Raw genomic sequence first — 17069 nt, forward strand, 5'->3', positions numbered from 1 at the left:
AATATTTATTTATCAACACAAACTAAACCTAAAATACTCTTTCTCCTTATTAAATTATACTTATAGAATTTTTCAATTAACAACCTATCACCTGAGGTTAACTTGACAATTGGAATATGTGGGTTTTTCATTGGTGCCCTACATAATGCATAATTTATTTCATAGTTTTTCCAACCTCGGCTTTCTTGTAATAAAAATGCACTATCTTCACTCTTTTTTAGAAATAAATTAAACAATTCATATTCTCGTAAAGCTATTTGTTGGGCTAGATAAACTAAAAGATATTCTGGCCTGTTGATATTTTGTTTTATTGCTAAATAATCGCTTCTACTTTTTAATAATTCAAAATACTTTTTAGCACCTAAAATTGCAAGAGGGGATAGAGCTTTTAACCACAATTCAATAAGTTTATTTCCTGATCTTGAAGCTAAAAACCATGACTCTATAACTGGGTATTTAAAATCGATGGTTGAAGTTTCCTTATAATATCCAATTATATCGAAGCTTTCCTTTGCATTAAGTTGAATTACCCAACTTAAATCCTCGTTAAAAATTGTTGTTGAGTCAATCCAAATTCCCCCATAATTATAAAGTAAGTTCAGTCTTATTAAATCAGTTTTATTAGCAATTGGCATTTCGCCAATAACTTTAAGATCTGGCAGATATTCTTTAACAGAATCATTATTAAGTAAATTAACTACAAAATCTGGATTTTTGCTTATTACATGCTCAATTATCTTTTTTACATAGCAAGGAAGATTATCGGTTTCCCAATACATCCAGATAATTTTAGGAAATTCCTTCTTATCATTATTTACTTTTCGATTAGATATTTTTAAAACTCTTTCTCCAACAAAATCAGGTAAGGTATTTTCAGGAAAAATGTTAACTAAAAAGCATTTAACAAGCATAAAAAATGAACGAAGTTCTTTCATGGCACTTTTATATTTATACATTAACGAAGTACTTTCAACCTAATTAACTTTTCCTTCATCACATTAAAAACAAACCATCTATCATTTTTCATAGCTTTAAATAAAAACAAGTATTTATCTAGCTTAAAATTACTTGTATTGAAAAACAACCTTAGGTAAAACCCCCGAATACTTTTATTTAAAATCTTATGGTAAGATTCATTTTCGAAAGCGGACTTAATTGACTTTAAGTAGTTTATGAATTTTAAATAAAAAACATTGTCTTGATTTTGGTTTGTTATACCGCCTTCATGTCTTCTATAGGTAGATGTGTAATCTGTTGTTCCATAACTTTTTCCGAAGGTTAATGCATATAAAAACAAAGGAGTATCGCCATACATGAAGTTATGTTTTTTAAAAAATTCCTCAAATCTTTTCATTTCTATAGAGTTTCTTATTAAAAAAGTAGAAGTATGCGCAGTCCAATTTTCTAGTATTTCAGATCCTTGATATTCTCGTTCTCTTTCTATTTTGGTCAATTCATTAGTTTGATTAAATCTACCTGACTCTATTTTAACATTCACATTAGAAAATACAATTGAATACTCAGGATTATTAGTTAAAAACGCAACCTGCTTTTCAAGTTTTTGAGGACAAATCCAAAAATCATCTCCTTCACAAACTGCTAAGAACTTTCCCTTAGCTTGATTAATTACCCACAAAAAATTCCCAATCGCTCCTAAGTTCGTCCGTTGATAATAATATTTGATAAAGATATTGTCAGGTATTTTAGTTTCAGATAAATATTCATTTATAATTTTGTCGGTATTATCTGGTGATTTATCATTCGAAATGATTAATTCAATAGTACCATTAAATTCCTGACTAACAACCCCATTGATTGCATTTAAAATAAAATCTTCATGTCCATATGTAGTCATTACAACTGAAACATCTACATTTTGTTTATTTTCGTCCATAAATAAAATATCAACTGGTTATTATTGAGAAATAAGGATTCCCTATGATTGAATAAATTTTTTCTAATTATGTTGGTTACTAATATTTGTTTGGTTTGTATGGCAGGGGTTTAAATCAGTTCAAATTGATCTAACATATTATGGATTTCTTCTTTGGAGTTGAACATAATTGCATCCAAGATGGATAATCCTGGCTCAAACTCTCTATACCCTTGCTTATATTCCTGAAGATTGATCTGATGAAAATACATATCAATATCAGCATCAAAATATTTATTTCGATCAAAGAAGCTCATACCACCAATTGGATTAATGTAGGTCAATTTTGCACCTAATCTTTTACAAATATTTAATGCCCATTCATCTGAATCTTCAGGGTGATCAATTTTTAACCCCATTTCTGAAAAAATTGCTATATCTCGCGGCATTTCTAGGAAATTGCATATTTCAACTAATATATGCCTGTTCAAGGTGGTGATATTATCAAAATCTTTTGAAAATGTTTTTCTCAAAAAATCCATTACTAACTCATAGTTTGGTGCAATTTTCTTATATATTTGAAATTGTGCAAGTATTTTATCTTTCCAAGGTTTAGTGTTGTCTAAAACACAATCTTTAATTAAGGTTGATCGTCCACTTTCTTTTTTTAATGGAACCTGAATATACAACCATCCTTCCTTTTGCTTTAAAATTCGATTTCTTTCTATCCAACCTCGTCTAATAAATTGGACGGTGTCCAAGAGAATAAATCTATCAGTATGTTTAATCAAACTGATATATCCTAAATATGGGAAGAAATATGGTTGCATTATACCTATTTTTTTCCTAAGCATAACGAACTTGTTCTAAGATGTTTCTATTTTAGCGTGCTTTAGTGTGTGATTTTTCAGTGTACTTTTTTCTTTTTATTTCATTTCATAAATGATTTTTTTTATCTATTCTGATTTTTAACCTTAATAATTATTGTATTTGATTATTTTTCCCGGCACTCCCACTACAGTACTGCCGTCTGGAATATCCTTATTAATTACTGAACCAGCACCGACAATTACTCTTTTTCCAATTGTTATATTTGGAAGAATTGTACAATTTGTCCCTAAAAAAGTCAATTCTCCTATTTTACAATGTCCAGAAATAGCTGTTCCTGGACATACTTCAACAAAATCATCTATAGCTACATCGTGGCCAATTGATGTCATCTGATTAATTAGGACCCCCTTTCCAATCTTAACATCATTACTAATGACTGAATTTAGCATTACATTTGCAGCTTCCCCTACCTCCACACCAAAGGAACCAATTTTACTTGTTTTAGAAAACAAAGAATATGGAGTACCCCCTGCTTCCATAAATTTACTGAATGCTAAGGCCCTTAACGATGGCCCTCCTATTCCCAAAATAAACCTATTATCAATCTTCGCAAAATATTCTCTTGCTTCACCAAGATTTCGGAGGATAAAAAATCTATCATATAATTTCATGGGTAAATCAGATGATATATCATCATAAAATACGATATCCTTTTCCTTCATTTTTTCCAAGCAAACCTCCAAAACTTCTTTAGCAAGGCCTTTGGCTCCAAAAATTAACATGAACTAATTATTTTGCGTTCTTAAAATAATTCGACAAATCCAATCCACTTCATCATTTGTCAATTCGTAATACAATGGTAAGCATAAAACTCTTTTCGCTATATCATCAGTCACCTTCATCGATACTGGATCAAGATACGGCAAACTTGAAGATAGACTCGGAAAAAAATACCTTCTAGTGAAGATTTCAAATGTATCCAAAGTGGATTTGATTTTTAGTAATAGATTTTCTGACTCTAATACATAAACCAAATATGCACCATTTTGGTTTGAATTTTCGTGCCAAACTGGAACCCTGGCTTTAAAATTCTTTAGATTTTCGGAATATCGTTGGATGATTTCTAATCGTCGAGATATTATTCTATCTAACCACTTAAAGTTTACTAAGCCCATAGCGGCATGAAATTCAGAATTTTTGCCATTTAAACCAAGTTCTGAGAAGCTACTGTAACCAGAAATACCAAAATTTCTCATGAAAGAAATTTTCTTCAACAATTCTGGATTCTTCGTCACAACCAATCCCCCTTCTACACTATGGTAAAGTTTTGTTGAATGCAAACTACATGTACTAATATCACCAAATTCAAAAATTGATCTGCCATTAACTTTTACCCCAAAAGCATGCGCACCGTCGTATATTACTTTTAAGTTATATTTTTTAGCTATTTCATCAATAGCTTCTACATCACAGGGATTTCCATAAACATGGGTTGCCAAAATTGCACTCGTTTCTGGACCAATAGCTTCTTCAATTTTTTTAGGATCTATATTCAAAGTCTTTGAATCAATGTCAACAAACTTAGGAGTGCACCCCTCCCAAACAATGGAAGAAGTGGTGGCAACAAAAGAAAAAGGTGTAGTTATTATTTCACCAGTTAGGTCTAATGCTTTGATTGCTAATTGAAGTGCTACTGTACCATTAGTTACGTACAATAAATGGTTTACATCGAAATAATCCTTTAACTCCATTTCCAATTTACTGGCAAGAGGGCCCATGTTGGTCAACCAATTCCTAGACCAAATACTGTCTAAGTATTGTTTATAATCTTCTATTGGAGGTAAAAATGGTTTTGTTACAGGTATCATGTGATTAATTTCGAGGAGGAAAATTAATTAAATGAAACCTTTTTTTATCTAAAAGACACTATTAATCTTTTGTTTGTAGGACATCCTTTACAACTTCAAGGTATTTATGACCAAATTTCAAATCTGGTTCTAAATGATTCCCTTCGGCCCATTCATTCCATGATTTAATAAAAATAATTTGATTTTCAGAATCATATTTCTTTACCATTCGAACGGCATTCACCATCGCTTTCTTAAATAACTGAGGTGTGGAATTATGAAGGATGAATCCATTTAAGCCACTTCTCGGACTGTTATCCCAATTTGGAATCACTGTTGGATAATAAATATTTCTTCCAGCATTCTCATCAAATTCTTGAATCGCATCCTTATAGTTATAAATTCTGGTCGGACGTTTAAAAATTTTCTTATAATATTTATTCAACCTACTTGATTTAGCTCTTCGATAAATATCAACAAATTTATTAGCAGACCGCAAGTAGGAGTCTTTCGTGTGGACGGCAGGCGTCAATGCATCAAACCCATGTTTTTCAGTATCCCAGTTAGGATCCACATTGGTCGCCACTAAATGAATACCTTCAAGACCGTTTTCCATTGCAAGTCTTCGGAAAGTTGAAACAAATAAAGGTAAATCAGGAATTTCCATTGGCTTATACACCATGAAAAGAGGTTTCCCATTTACTTTATAGTATCTTTCATCTTTAAATGCTTGTAAAATAGCATAAAAGTGATCAATATAATCATGCTCTCCTGGATAAACCTGTTCTACTAAAATAGTTTTTGGATTACCATGCCATATACCACTCCAAGTTTCATTAGCCCACGCGAGACAGAATGGAAAATCAGGACTACCTGTTTCTAAAACTTCTTGAAATGGACGTTCTAAAATCCTTCTCCCATTTCCAAACCAGTAATGCCAATAACAAAAAGCAGAAATTCCATATGCCTTAGCCAAATTTGCCTGGGCAATTCTCGCTTCAGAAAGACGTAAATCATAAAAACCTAAATCAGCAGGAATATGTGGTTGATAATGACCCCGAAACATTGGTTTTGCTTTTGCAACATTTGTCCACTCCGTAAAACCTTTTCCCCACCATTCATCATTTTCTTTAATTGGATGAAATTGTGGAAGATAGAATGCGATAGCTTTAACTCCCCCCATGATTTTAATTAATAAGTAAATAAAAAATAGTTTAGCTTTTGTTAATTACACCTCTCTAACACGCTGTTTTTCAATAGATTTATTATATCTGAATAAAATCCCAAGAAATTTGCGCCAAATGAATAAAGATCTACCAAAAATCGCGCCTGAAATGGTTAAATAATAGAAAAATGGTTTATAAAACCCCAAAATTTCTTTGTTTTCCAATGCATTTTTTATACACGAGTTTAAACTTGTAATAAATAATTCTTGATTTTCAGGAGAAACAGTCAATAATTTAACATGCGAATATTGCTTTATGATCCCAAAATTATCTATTTCCCTATATTTTGAATCAATATCTTGAAGGAAACTGTTTAGTATAAAAAATTGATCAACCAACCTACGTCTTTCATTCTGCACAGATATGGTTACCGAGTTTGGATTATGTCTATAGAAGTACGTCTCTTTAAAATTAAAGGCTAAACTTTTTATATACTTCCTTAAATGGTAAGACCATAAAACATCTTCATTGACAATACCTTCCTTGAAATAAATTTCATGTTTCTTAAGGATTTCCAAACGGATAAGTTTATTGCAAGGCGAAATTGGTAAGCTATTAAATATGTTTGCCCTGACCCAATGTTTATTACAAGAATAGTCAGGGTACCCTTTACCTGAAATTTTAAGGACATGATTGATATTTACCACTTCACTTAAGATTTCCCCTTGAACGATATCAACACCTGGATGTTTAAGGACATGGTATACTAGTTCGCCAATACAAGTAGGTGAGATTGCATCATCACTATCCAAAAAATAAATATAGTCAGATTGGCTTTCTATGATCCCTCTATTTCTAGTTCCAGATGCGCCAAGGTTTCCTTCATTTTTAAGCAACTTAAAGTCGATATGTCCATTATAAAAAGCAATTTTCTCTTGAAGTATTTCTAAACTAGCATCTATACTCCCATCATCGATAAACATGCAAGTCAAATAAGGATAATTTTGAAGGGCAATGGATTCAAAACACTCTTTAATGTACTTTTCAACGTTATATACCGGAACAATTATTGTCACATGAATCATGTGCGAATATAGGGATATAATAATTAATAATAAAGTATTAGGATATTATTTTAATTATCGTAAACTTCTAATACTCTGCAAAGAATGATACTTATATTTTCCCTTCTGATAACACCAATTTTCTCTTTAAATTCAATCCAATTAAATAAATTTGAAAATAAACAGTCCCTAACCATCCAAACAAAAAGTATATTTCAGAAATGTATGATAATCCGACCTCTGATTTATATTTCCTTATGGCAATTAAAAACTTTCTTTTTTCCCAAAAACTCCTTTTATTTTTGATTATAAATTGAGCAAAATCTTTCAAAAATTGTTTAGTGGCAGTTGACTTTTGATCAAAATTTTTTTCGGAACCTGACGTGCTATTCCCAAAGACCCTTACAACAACATTAGATTTACTAACGAAATAAGTCTTTCCCAATCCGGACATCCTTACAATTAAAAAATCATCTGTATGCCAAGCTAGGGGATAAATTTCAAACCCTACTTCATTAAATCTTTCAGACCTAAAAACATGTTCACTTAGACTGCTATTCAATCCTCCAGAAATCTTCCTTAAAATCAAATCATACGTGTCATAATAACCTGTCTGGTAACTTGTATAGAACCTTTCCTCTTTCTCATCAACAAAATCGAGAACACTATTAAATTTCAAGACATGACAATCAGAATTAATTGCAGGCAAATTTTTATAAAACTCTTCTACAAAATTTAATGCTATAGAATCGTCATCTCCTAGTATTTGAAACCATGGTTCTTTAATTTCTGCCAAGATTCTCAACCACTGAAAGGCTAAATTTTTCCCTCCAAGGTTCTCTTCATAATCAAAATAGAAATACTGATTCGGAGATAAATATTTTTCTATTATTGGAAATGGATCATCAGGACTTAAATCATTACCTATATAAACAGAAAATCTCTTATCACTTTGATTAGCTAATGATTTTATACATTCTTCAAAATAATCAATCTTAAAGTAAGGGACCACTATCGCTAATTTGTTCATAATAAAAGCTTAACTTTCAAAATTGTTTCCCTATATCCTAGGCGCAAAATCTGTAAATAGTTTGTTGAAAATTCCTGACAAACTAATAATGGCCACTTCCAGTTTGCATAAGCCAATTGGACTATCCCTTGGACCAAAATCAATCCTAATACTCCTATAGATAAATAGTTTAATACAAGGAAGTCTCCAAGTGCTACAAAAACACCAGCAATCAAAGAGGATTTCAAAAATGGAACTTCATTTTTTGTAACTATCAAAGTGCCAAAGTTAGAATGATTATTCTCTAAAATCACAACTAAACAATAGGCCATCATAACATAAGAATTGGGCAATACAGCATTTGAGCCAATAAACTCTAGGACAATAGGACCTAAGAAAATTAAAAAGGTCGCTCCCATAATAAATAAGGAGAGATAAACAAACAGGGCAAAGGAAAAAGTTTCCATTAATTCCTTTGTTTTTCCAGAAATTCTTAATGATGCAAATGTGGGATTGTAACTATTGATCAATGTTCCTGCAACAACACCTATGATACTGACCAATTGAATTAAAAGACCATATGATGCCACCTCTTCACTACTTAAATACAACCCCGCTAAGAACATACTTAGGTTATTAATAGCATATGCTGAAATAAATACCAAACCCAACCTGCTCGAATTATGCCAAATCTTTTTGAACAACTCCTTCCTTTCATAAGTATTAGGTTTTATCCCTCTTAACTTTTCCCTGAAATCTCGGTCATAAAAAAAACGGTAAGAAACAAGCCTGTAAATGAAAGTGGAACAAAGACTGGAGATCACAACCCCAAATAAACCATAACCCATAAATAATAGGGAAATAGCTAATAAAATATAAACTATTTTGGAGATAATCCCTGCAATCTTAGCTTTGCGAATTAAACCCCTACCGATCAACAGAGAGTCGAAATAGGAAAAATAAAAACTGAGAAAAATGGAAATAATTGTAAATACCCAGATCCATATTACATTGTCCACACTTGTGAATCTATTAGTAACGCTATAAATATACCAAGTACCAAGGGTACAAAGTACTATACCAGAAAAAATAGCAATTCGGAGATAGACGAATTTGGCTGTATGGATCATATTCGCAAGAAGATGATAATTAATCTCACCTAATCCAGTTGCATCCTGAATTCCTTTTTTTTGAATTTCTTGTGCACCACTAAAAACGTAGGTAATATTCCTTCCGAATTGAGGTGCAAAACCAAAATCAAACAAAGCAACCATTGCCCCTAAGGATCCAATCAGATAATTTAAAGCAATTTCCTCAGTGGAAAGCAATCGTAATATAATAGGAAGGATGAAAATACCGGAAGCTATTCCAAAAAATTGTGCTAAATAACTCCAAATAACATCCTTCTTGGTCAATTTAATGCCCATAAAGTTGTTTAAGTTTCCTTATTATTGCGGCTCCCTTTAATCAGGTCGATCAATATAGCCATTTCCTTAGTTTTTAATAGATACGCAATACCAAAATAAGTACCCAAATATATGACCACAGAAATAATCAAGCGTATTAAATCATGGTAATTTATAAGTAAATATTTATCAATAAAATAAACTAAGGCTCCTACAATTAATGCTCTAATAATACTCGGTAACAAATCAGCAAATTGATTCCAAATTGGATAATCAATAAACTTCGAGGTATAGTGGGTATTAATGAACACAGTAATGACGGAGATTATCACGCTACCCCACACCAATCCTATCATTCCTAAAGGTAAGGTGCATAATATTACTGCTACAATAATAATTTTTTTAATCAGTTCAATTCTCAAATACAAATCTGATCTGCCCTTAGCTTGTAATATATTTAGATTATATGCATGTATAGGATATAAAATTCCTCCAATCGATAAAATTTGAAAATAAGGGATGGCGGGCATCCATTTTTCAGTTAATAAAAATCTAATTATTGGTTCTGCAAGAACAACCATTAATACAGATAATGGAGCTATTAGGAAAATTACTACTAATATGATATTTTGATAGTATTTTTTTAAAGCGGCATCATCATGGGCCAATTTGGCAAATAAAGGGAATGTAACTCGATTCAATGCCCCTGCAATATTCGTAATTGGTAATTGCTTTAAAGCATCTGCCCGATTATAATATCCTAACTGAGTTGAGGAAAATTTTTTGCCAATAATAATATTATATAAATTATTAAAAATTGTATCTAATAATGATGATGCTGTCAACCGAATACCGAAAGAAAAATGATATTTGAACTTTTCTACATCAAATAAAAATTTGGGTCGCCAATCACTGTACAACCAATACTGCAAAGTATATACGAAGTTTTGAATTAATGATGAATAGACTAATGACCATGGACCATAACCATGAGTTGCAAAATAAATACCTGACCCACCTCCTGCTATCATTGATGGCAATTGGATCTTAAATGCAGTTTTAAAATTCATCGCCTTTAATACTTTTGACACTTGTACTGCTGCAAAGGAATCTATTACTAAAATTATTGCATAAGTTCGTATCAATCCGATTAATACTGGAACATTATAAAAGTTTGCGACTATGGGAGCTATTAAATAAATCAGAAGATACATAATTAGACTAACTCCAAAATTAAACCAGAAGACTGTAGACAGATCCCTTTCGTCAATTTCCTGAGTTCTAATTAAACTATTTGTCAATCCTCCATTGATTAAAACAGTGCCAATACTCATAATTACTCCATATAAGGCAATTGTACCAAAATCCGATGGTAATAAAACCCTAGCTAATACAAGGTTTATGACAAAACCTATCAATTGTGAACCAAACTGTTCAGCAAATACCCAAAACACCCCTTTAGCAGCTTGCTCTTTAAGCCCCATGCTTTATAGTTTCAAAATGTTTAATATAAAATTATTATTTTATATTACTTCCCAAATTCTGCATTCAACATCCTCCTTAAGCCTTCTTCCATCGAATAAGGTGGAACAAAACCCGAAGACATCGCCTTTGTAGAATCATATTTAGTAACTGCACAGAATTTCTTGACACGAACAGAACTGATCGTCAGTTTTTTTCGGCTTATAAAGGCCAACACATCAAACCCATAGCCCCCTAACATCCCAATCCAATATGGAATATGGGTTGTAGGTATTTTCTTCCCTAAAATCTCACCGGTATGATAAACCAAATCATTTGTGGTAAAATCAGGTTTGTCTACATAATTATAAACATTATATCCTTCGCGTTTGTGCTGAATCAAAAACTCAAGGAATGCTACAACATTCCCAACATAGGACATAGATTTTTGGTTCTTTCCATCGCCTATCATCATGAATTTCCCTGAAGCGATTTGATTCAAAAGGTTAAATACATTTCCTCTATTTCCCTCTCCAAAAATCACGGTAGGACGAACGATATTCACATTCCAATCCGAATGGGTCTTATACCATTCCTGTAGCACTTGTTCAGCCTCCCACTTACTCTTTCCATAATGGTTAAAGGCATCCGCAGGAAAAGATTCATCCGGATTATCCTTATCTAAACCATAAACCGCAACAGAGCTCGTAAAGATTAACCTTTTGACACCATTTGCCTCCATCGCTTCTAGGGTATGTCTCATCCCCTCTACATTCACATCATAATAAAGTGAAGTTGGAGAAACATCATCCCTATGCTCAGCAGCTAACAAAATAACAACATCCTGCCCCTTCAAAAGCTCTTTTAATCGAACTTTGTCGAGCACATTTGCAATCTTTGTTATTTGCGGATAACTAGAACTTTGTTGTTTATCAATATTGATAAGGTTTAGTGTGGGAGTATCAATGAGGTTTCCAATTAGCTTTGTGCCAACAAAACCTGAACCACCGATAATAGCTATATTCATCTATGATCTAAATGTTATATTTTTTTTGTTAATGTGACGGAAACTGCATTTGAAGCTACACCAGTTTTCACTTCTTTTATTGGATCCTCAGCAAATTGAACCGTTTCTACTTTAATAATTTCTTGCTCCATTTCTTGATTAACAAGTTTTGCGTTTCTTTTGTTCACAAAATAATTGAAAGTCAATGTAAATAAAAACCATAAAACTAAATCCAATAGAACAACAATATTATTGCTAATAAATTGGACCGTGATAATATTAAAAGCACAGAAAAACAAAGAGAGACCGATGATGCTCATCATTGCACTTTTGTGTGAAAGTCCCGAACGAAGTAATTTATGATGCAAGTGACTACGATCAGCTTTAAATAAGGGCAATCCTTTAAACCATCTAATAAATATAACTCTTGCTACATCAAATACAGGCACAATTAAGGTTGAGAAAGCAACAACAATTGCACCTTCTGAAAAAGGCTTGATGCTTTTATTGTTCATTGCAAAACTTATTGCTAAGAAGGCCATTGTATAACCCAAAGTCATACTTCCCGTATCCCCCATGAATATCCTTCTTCTCCTTTTGGATGCCCCAAAAACATTATAATAGAAAAATGATATTAATATACCGGTTGTAATAAATGCCAATAAAGCATGGATCCAGGCATGGTAAAATGCAAATAACGTACCTAATACCAGGCACCCTACTCCAACCAACCCTGAACACAAACCATCTAGACCATCAATTAGATTGATGGCATTGATAATTAGAACGACGGCAAAAATCGTGAGGGGAATACCTGCCCATGCAGGAAGGTAAGTTAGGAACATTAAACCATATAGGTCATTGATCCATAAACCGGCTAAAGGAAAAAATGTAGCCACTAATATCTGAGCTACAAACTTCCATTTATAGCTTACTCCAATTAAATCATCCGCAATACCAATGATATAAAGAATAACCAACCCACAAATCAGCATGATAAACATGGGAAACACTTCCCAGGTCACAATCCCCAAATTGACAAAATTGGTTTTATAAACTAATACAACGGTAATGGCTAATAAACAACATTGGATGGGAACAAATGCAACTCCACCTAACCTAGGAACTATACTTTGATGGACTTTTCTAGCATCGATGGGGTCAAATAGCCTCTTCCTATATGTAATAAGCATAATGTATGGGATGATAATCTTCCCAAGAAATATGGCTAGTAAAAAAGGAACAAGTAGAATGACAAACTCCATCGACTTAATTATTTAGACTTTTTTTGTCAGTAGATTCAGTTACACTATATCTAACCAACAATTTAATTTTGCTATAACAATTAGCATTTGTTTGGAACAAATTTATAACATATTTACAGGGCAAACGAGTGTTTAACCCCTTCTATATCTTCTTTTTCTCTATTTGTAGCCCAAACCTTACACCCCTATTTACGTGCTTAAACATTTAATTTTAAAGTTTTATCTTTTGAGGATAGCCTTTATTAATACCATTCAGAAAGATTTAAAACCCATATTTTTTGGGCGTTAGAATAACATTTAGGATATTGTTGAAGAATTATTACCATACCCCTCAACGTTAAGGATTGAAATCGTTAATAATATTATAAAAATAGAAATTTTAAAGTAATAAATAAATTATTTGAAGAACTTTTTCCAAGCTGAACCTTTAGAAGGTCGGTGCCCTTCTTGGTATAATTCATCTGTATTGAACTGCAGCTCATGGGCCATTTTCCGATTAATTGCTCGGTAAATTATCCCCCAATCGGGCAACCCACCGAAGTTCCGGTCATCGATAAATAGATCTGCACTTAGCTTTCTGGAGCCTTGGCTCCGATCTTCTTCAGGAAAATTGGAATTGTGAGTATAGAAAACCAGCCCCTGATCTTTACAATAATCAATTGCCTCTTGTAACAATTCGCCCTCCCTTACGGTCCACAAAATCAAAATATGAGAATCATTCTGTAACTGCTTCAAAGTATCAATTGCAAAAGGAATCTGTTTTCCGATCTTAGGATATCTATGTTCAACTATGGTTCCATCGAAATCTACCGCAATTACCATCTTTCATTATTTTTTATCTACTACAACAAATTCTAGTCCAAATATCAAATAAAATTTCAGCTCTTTGCGATCATATCGTAAAGAATATTTTATATTTTTTCATAATGAAAAATCCTTTTATTCAAAATATAATTTTGTAAAAGTTACAATCATTTATTTTTTTCAAAATATAATTAGGCAAGAATCTAAAATCATATAAACTGCTCCTAAATGATTTAAATCAAGATTAGTTTCCCAATTCCTATTACTGAAAAACATAGACTTCAGTCCTCTTCAATTCCATCGGCTTGCATAGATATTAAGATTTAATAATTTAGCGCCGCAAATTTCACAACTATTCACAAAATAATTATCAATCATGAAAGTATTAAAAGTTGCTTTTTTATCTGCTGTTACCTTTTTCTCTTTTCAAGTTTCAGCCCAAGAATCCGAACAACAAGACGCCGCACAGGCAGACACGACCAAAACTTGGACGATCAAAGGGGAAAATACATTCTTGTTAAACCAAAGCTCCTTTTCTAACTGGGCGGCAGGTGGAGTTAATTCCTTAGCGGGGAACCTAATTTTCAATTATGACTTCAATTACAAAAAAGACAAATGGAATTGGGATAATAAATTAATCGCAGCCTACGGACAGACCTACCAAAAAGAAACGGATTGGAGAAAAAACGACGATCGCTTCGCTTTAAATAGTTTACTTGGTTACCAAGCTGCTGAAAAATGGTATTACACTTTTTTCATGAACTTCAATACTCAATTTGCAAACGGTTATGAGTATGATGGCGCAACTAGAGGTAGAAAAATTTCTGCTCCTTTTGCTCCAGCATATTTAAGCTTTGGTCCAGGTATTGCCTATAAACAGTCTGACAACTTTAAAATTAACATCTCTCCTGCATCAGCAAGATTCGTTATGGTAGGTGCAGAAAGCTTAAGACCTGATTTCGGAGTTGATCCGGATAAATTCTCAAGAAATGAATTCGGTGCCGCTTTAGATGCATATTACAAAGTCGGATTAATGGAAAACATAACTTTTGAAAATATCCTGAAATTATATTCCAATTATCTAGAAGATCCACAAAATGTCGATGTGGATTATTTAGCAAACCTTAATCTTCAAGTAAACAAATTTATCACGGTCAATGCAGCTGTGCAATTAGTATATGATGACAACGTGAATGTTCCTAAAAGTGATGGCACTAAGGGACCTGGACTTCAGGTAAGACAGATTCTAGGTGCAGGGGTTACCTATAAGTTTTAATATCCTTCTATAATAAAATATGATTACTAAAAGCGGCCTTTTGGCCGCTTTTTTTTATACCTCTATAACCTATGTCATTAAGTTAAGGTTTTTTTGTGCTGAGATTCATTTGAAGCATCTCGTAGAGATGCGAACCTTCTAACTCAACGATGGACTAAGTTCTATTCCGTATTATTTGAGTTTTACGAAACCAAAAGATTGAATCCCTGTTATTTAAATAAGGAAATAAAACATAAAATCTTATTCAAAATGGCTAAAATAGTTGCAGAACAATTGGTAGAAATGCTCGTAGAAGCAGGAGTTAAACGGGTATATGCAGTAACAGGTGATAGTTTGAATTTTTTCAATGAAGCAATTAGAAAAGATGGAAGGATACAATGGGTCCATGTCAGACACGAAGAAGTAGGTGCTTATTCCGCAGCTGCCGAGGCAGAGCTTGATGGCTTAGCTTGTTGTGCCGGAAGCTGTGGCCCTGGGCATATACATTTAATAAATGGAGTATATGAAGCACATCGAGCACATGTACCCATGCTCGTCATTGCATCGACCATTCCAACTAATCAGATGGGAACCGGCTACTTCCAAGAAACCAATACTTACAAGCTTTTCGATGACTGTAGCGGATATAACCAACTGATCACGACTGCTGAACAAGCACCACGAATTATCCAATCTGCAATTCAACATGCCATTTCTCAAAAAGGAGTAAGTGTAATCGGCTTGCCAGGAGATGTTTCTGAATTGAAAGCCAAAGAATCAGTCACTTCAACCCAAATTTTCCGTTGCAATCCATTAATCAGGCCTTCTGATAGAGAACTTCAAAACATAGCGGATCTCATTAATAAAGGCTCAAAGATTACTTTATACGCAGGAATTGGAGCAATAGGCGCTAGATCAGAATTACAGCTATTGGCAGAAAAACTAAAATCTCCAGTAGGTTATAGCTTTAGGGGGAAAATGAATGCCCAACTTCCTCCTCCATATGATGTAGGAATGACTGGCCTATTAGGCATCCCATCTTGTTACCAAGCTATGAAAGAAGCTGATGTTTTGGTTTTACTCGGTACGGACATGCCTTATGATGATTTTATGCCGACGAACAATAAGATCATCCAGATTGATACCGCAGAAGAAAGACTTGGCAGAAGATGCAAACTTGATATTGGAGCTGTAGGTGATATCAAAGAAACGATTCTTGCCTTATTGCCACTCCTTGACCAAAAAGTTGACAATGCTTTTTTGGATTCCTTTGGAAAATTCTCGAAAAAGGTCCAGGAGAACCTTCATGAATATGTTGATGATATCGGTACTCAAGATGCCATCCAGCCTGAATTTGTTGCTGATGTCATAAACAAACATGCGAGCCCAAACGCCATTTTCACCCTTGATACTGGAATGACCTGTGTTTGGGGCGCAAGGTATATTCAACAGACTGGGGATCGCAAGATGTTAGGTTCTTTTAACCATGGTAGTATGGCAAACGCCATGCCTATGGCAATTGGAGCAGCTTTTGCTCACCCAGAAAGGCAGATCATAGCAATGTGTGGAGATGGTGGCCTTTCCATGTTATTAGGTGATTTGGCTACTATCAAACAATACAATCTGCCCATTAAAATTATCGTATTCAACAACAGAGCCTTAGGTATGGTAAAACTTGAAATGCAGGTAGCTGGTTTGGTTGATAATCAAACCGATATGCTCAACCCTGACTTTGCAAAAGTGGCTGAAGCATTCGGTATTCCAGCAATGAATATCCATAAACCTGAGGAGATAGATGCAGTCATTGCAGAAACCTTACGAGTTGAAGGTCCATTCCTGTTGAACATCTTCACTAACCCAAGTGCCTTGGCAATGCCTTCCCACATCAGCGCAAACCAAGTCGTAGGTATGACAGAAAGTATGGGCAAGTTAATCCTTGGTGGCCGAATGGACGAAGTTTTCGAAACCATTAAATCAAACTACAAACATTTAAAAAGTATATTCTAACAAAAAACAGGGCAAACCCACCGTTTGCCCTGTTTTTCTATTTTTAATAGACACATATTCTCATATCTCACACCT

General features: G+C 33.4%; 15 protein-coding genes. 2 read left to right on the plus strand and 13 right to left on the minus strand.

The window, feature by feature from the left end:
- Window positions 1-5: 5 nt before the first annotated feature.
- From CKW03_RS11580 to CKW03_RS11640, 13 genes are all read right to left on the minus strand, one after another.
- A complete protein-coding gene (locus CKW03_RS11580) occupies window positions 6-935 on the minus strand; it encodes a capsular polysaccharide synthesis protein (RefSeq protein WP_157739503.1) in 930 nt (309 codons plus the stop codon).
- A 20-nt stretch (window positions 936-955) separates the two neighbouring features.
- Window positions 956-1894, minus strand: a complete 939-nt coding sequence (locus CKW03_RS11585) for a glycosyltransferase family 2 protein (protein WP_093097048.1) — start codon at window positions 1892-1894, stop codon at window positions 956-958.
- Between the two features lie 110 nt (window positions 1895-2004).
- Window positions 2005-2727, minus strand: coding sequence for a WbqC family protein (locus CKW03_RS11590; protein WP_197700931.1), 723 nt, complete (start codon window positions 2725-2727; stop codon window positions 2005-2007).
- A 120-nt stretch (window positions 2728-2847) separates the two neighbouring features.
- Window positions 2848-3486, minus strand: coding sequence for an acetyltransferase (locus CKW03_RS11595; RefSeq protein WP_093097053.1), 639 nt, complete (start codon window positions 3484-3486; stop codon window positions 2848-2850).
- Window positions 3487-3489: 3 nt separating this feature from the next.
- Complete coding sequence (locus CKW03_RS11600) at window positions 3490-4572, minus strand: DegT/DnrJ/EryC1/StrS family aminotransferase (RefSeq protein ID WP_093097056.1); 1083 nt, start codon at window positions 4570-4572, stop codon at window positions 3490-3492.
- A 61-nt stretch (window positions 4573-4633) separates the two neighbouring features.
- Entirely contained in the window at window positions 4634-5734 is a 1101-nt protein-coding gene (locus tag CKW03_RS11605; protein WP_093097059.1) for a glycosyltransferase WbsX family protein, read from the minus strand.
- Between the two features lie 45 nt (window positions 5735-5779).
- Window positions 5780-6802 carry a glycosyltransferase family 2 protein gene (locus tag CKW03_RS11610; RefSeq protein WP_093097062.1) on the minus strand — a complete coding sequence of 341 codons (1023 nt, stop codon included), beginning with the start codon at window positions 6800-6802 and terminating at the stop codon, window positions 5780-5782.
- A 91-nt stretch (window positions 6803-6893) separates the two neighbouring features.
- The gene (locus CKW03_RS11615; protein WP_093097065.1) at window positions 6894-7811 is read right to left on the minus strand and encodes a glycosyltransferase family A protein; all 918 of its coding nucleotides are present in this window, start codon (window positions 7809-7811) and stop codon (window positions 6894-6896) included.
- Entirely contained in the window at window positions 7808-9217 is a 1410-nt protein-coding gene (gene wzx, locus CKW03_RS11620) for an O-unit flippase-like protein (protein ID WP_093097068.1), read from the minus strand. Before wzx ends, CKW03_RS11615 begins: the two co-directional genes overlap by 4 nt.
- Window positions 9218-9225: 8 nt before the next feature.
- Window positions 9226-10680: a lipopolysaccharide biosynthesis protein gene (locus CKW03_RS11625; protein ID WP_093097070.1), complete on the minus strand. Its 1455-nt coding sequence runs from the start codon at window positions 10678-10680 to the stop codon at window positions 9226-9228.
- 44 nt (window positions 10681-10724) lie between these two features.
- Window positions 10725-11684 (minus strand): NAD-dependent epimerase/dehydratase family protein, encoded by a 960-nt coding sequence (locus CKW03_RS11630; protein WP_093097073.1) that lies wholly within the window; start codon window positions 11682-11684, stop codon window positions 10725-10727.
- A 14-nt stretch (window positions 11685-11698) separates the two neighbouring features.
- Window positions 11699-12928: an MraY family glycosyltransferase gene (locus CKW03_RS11635; protein WP_093097075.1), complete on the minus strand. Its 1230-nt coding sequence runs from the start codon at window positions 12926-12928 to the stop codon at window positions 11699-11701.
- Between the two features lie 396 nt (window positions 12929-13324).
- Entirely contained in the window at window positions 13325-13750 is a 426-nt protein-coding gene (locus CKW03_RS11640; RefSeq protein WP_093097078.1) for a BT0820 family HAD-type phosphatase, read from the minus strand.
- A gap of 358 nt (window positions 13751-14108) precedes the next feature.
- On the opposite strand from CKW03_RS11640, the gene CKW03_RS11645 reads away from it, so the two are divergent.
- Window positions 14109-15008 carry a DUF3078 domain-containing protein gene (locus CKW03_RS11645; RefSeq protein ID WP_093097080.1) on the plus strand — a complete coding sequence of 300 codons (900 nt, stop codon included), beginning with the start codon at window positions 14109-14111 and terminating at the stop codon, window positions 15006-15008.
- A gap of 249 nt (window positions 15009-15257) precedes the next feature.
- Window positions 15258-16994, plus strand: a complete 1737-nt coding sequence (locus tag CKW03_RS11650) for a thiamine pyrophosphate-dependent enzyme (RefSeq protein ID WP_093097083.1) — start codon at window positions 15258-15260, stop codon at window positions 16992-16994.
- Window positions 16995-17069 lie beyond the last annotated feature (75 nt).

It is taken from the genome of Sphingobacterium mizutaii (genome assembly GCF_900187125.1).
GTDB lineage: Bacteria > Bacteroidota > Bacteroidia > Sphingobacteriales > Sphingobacteriaceae > Sphingobacterium > Sphingobacterium mizutaii.

Excerpts from the sequence above, each read along its gene's own strand:
- CKW03_RS11580 (WP_157739503.1), bottom strand. The coding sequence starts at position 935 with ATGAAAGAACTTCGTTCATTTTTTATGCTTGTTAAATGCTTTTTAGTT.
- CKW03_RS11585 (WP_093097048.1), bottom strand. The coding sequence starts at position 1,894 with ATGGACGAAAATAAACAAAATGTAGATGTTTCAGTTGTAATGACTACA.
- CKW03_RS11590 (WP_197700931.1), bottom strand. The coding sequence starts at position 2,727 with ATGCTTAGGAAAAAAATAGGTATAATGCAACCATATTTCTTCCCATAT.
- CKW03_RS11595 (WP_093097053.1), bottom strand. The coding sequence starts at position 3,486 with ATGTTAATTTTTGGAGCCAAAGGCCTTGCTAAAGAAGTTTTGGAGGTT.
- CKW03_RS11600 (WP_093097056.1), bottom strand. The coding sequence starts at position 4,572 with ATGATACCTGTAACAAAACCATTTTTACCTCCAATAGAAGATTATAAA.
- CKW03_RS11605 (WP_093097059.1), bottom strand. The coding sequence starts at position 5,734 with ATGGGGGGAGTTAAAGCTATCGCATTCTATCTTCCACAATTTCATCCA.
- CKW03_RS11610 (WP_093097062.1), bottom strand. The coding sequence starts at position 6,802 with ATGATTCATGTGACAATAATTGTTCCGGTATATAACGTTGAAAAGTAC.
- CKW03_RS11615 (WP_093097065.1), bottom strand. The coding sequence starts at position 7,811 with ATGAACAAATTAGCGATAGTGGTCCCTTACTTTAAGATTGATTATTTT.
- wzx (WP_093097068.1), bottom strand. The coding sequence starts at position 9,217 with ATGGGCATTAAATTGACCAAGAAGGATGTTATTTGGAGTTATTTAGCA.
- CKW03_RS11625 (WP_093097070.1), bottom strand. The coding sequence starts at position 10,680 with ATGGGGCTTAAAGAGCAAGCTGCTAAAGGGGTGTTTTGGGTATTTGCT.
- CKW03_RS11630 (WP_093097073.1), bottom strand. The coding sequence starts at position 11,684 with ATGAATATAGCTATTATCGGTGGTTCAGGTTTTGTTGGCACAAAGCTA.
- CKW03_RS11635 (WP_093097075.1), bottom strand. The coding sequence starts at position 12,928 with ATGGAGTTTGTCATTCTACTTGTTCCTTTTTTACTAGCCATATTTCTT.
- CKW03_RS11640 (WP_093097078.1), bottom strand. The coding sequence starts at position 13,750 with ATGGTAATTGCGGTAGATTTCGATGGAACCATAGTTGAACATAGATAT.
- CKW03_RS11645 (WP_093097080.1), top strand. The coding sequence starts at position 14,109 with ATGAAAGTATTAAAAGTTGCTTTTTTATCTGCTGTTACCTTTTTCTCT.
- CKW03_RS11650 (WP_093097083.1), top strand. The coding sequence starts at position 15,258 with ATGGCTAAAATAGTTGCAGAACAATTGGTAGAAATGCTCGTAGAAGCA.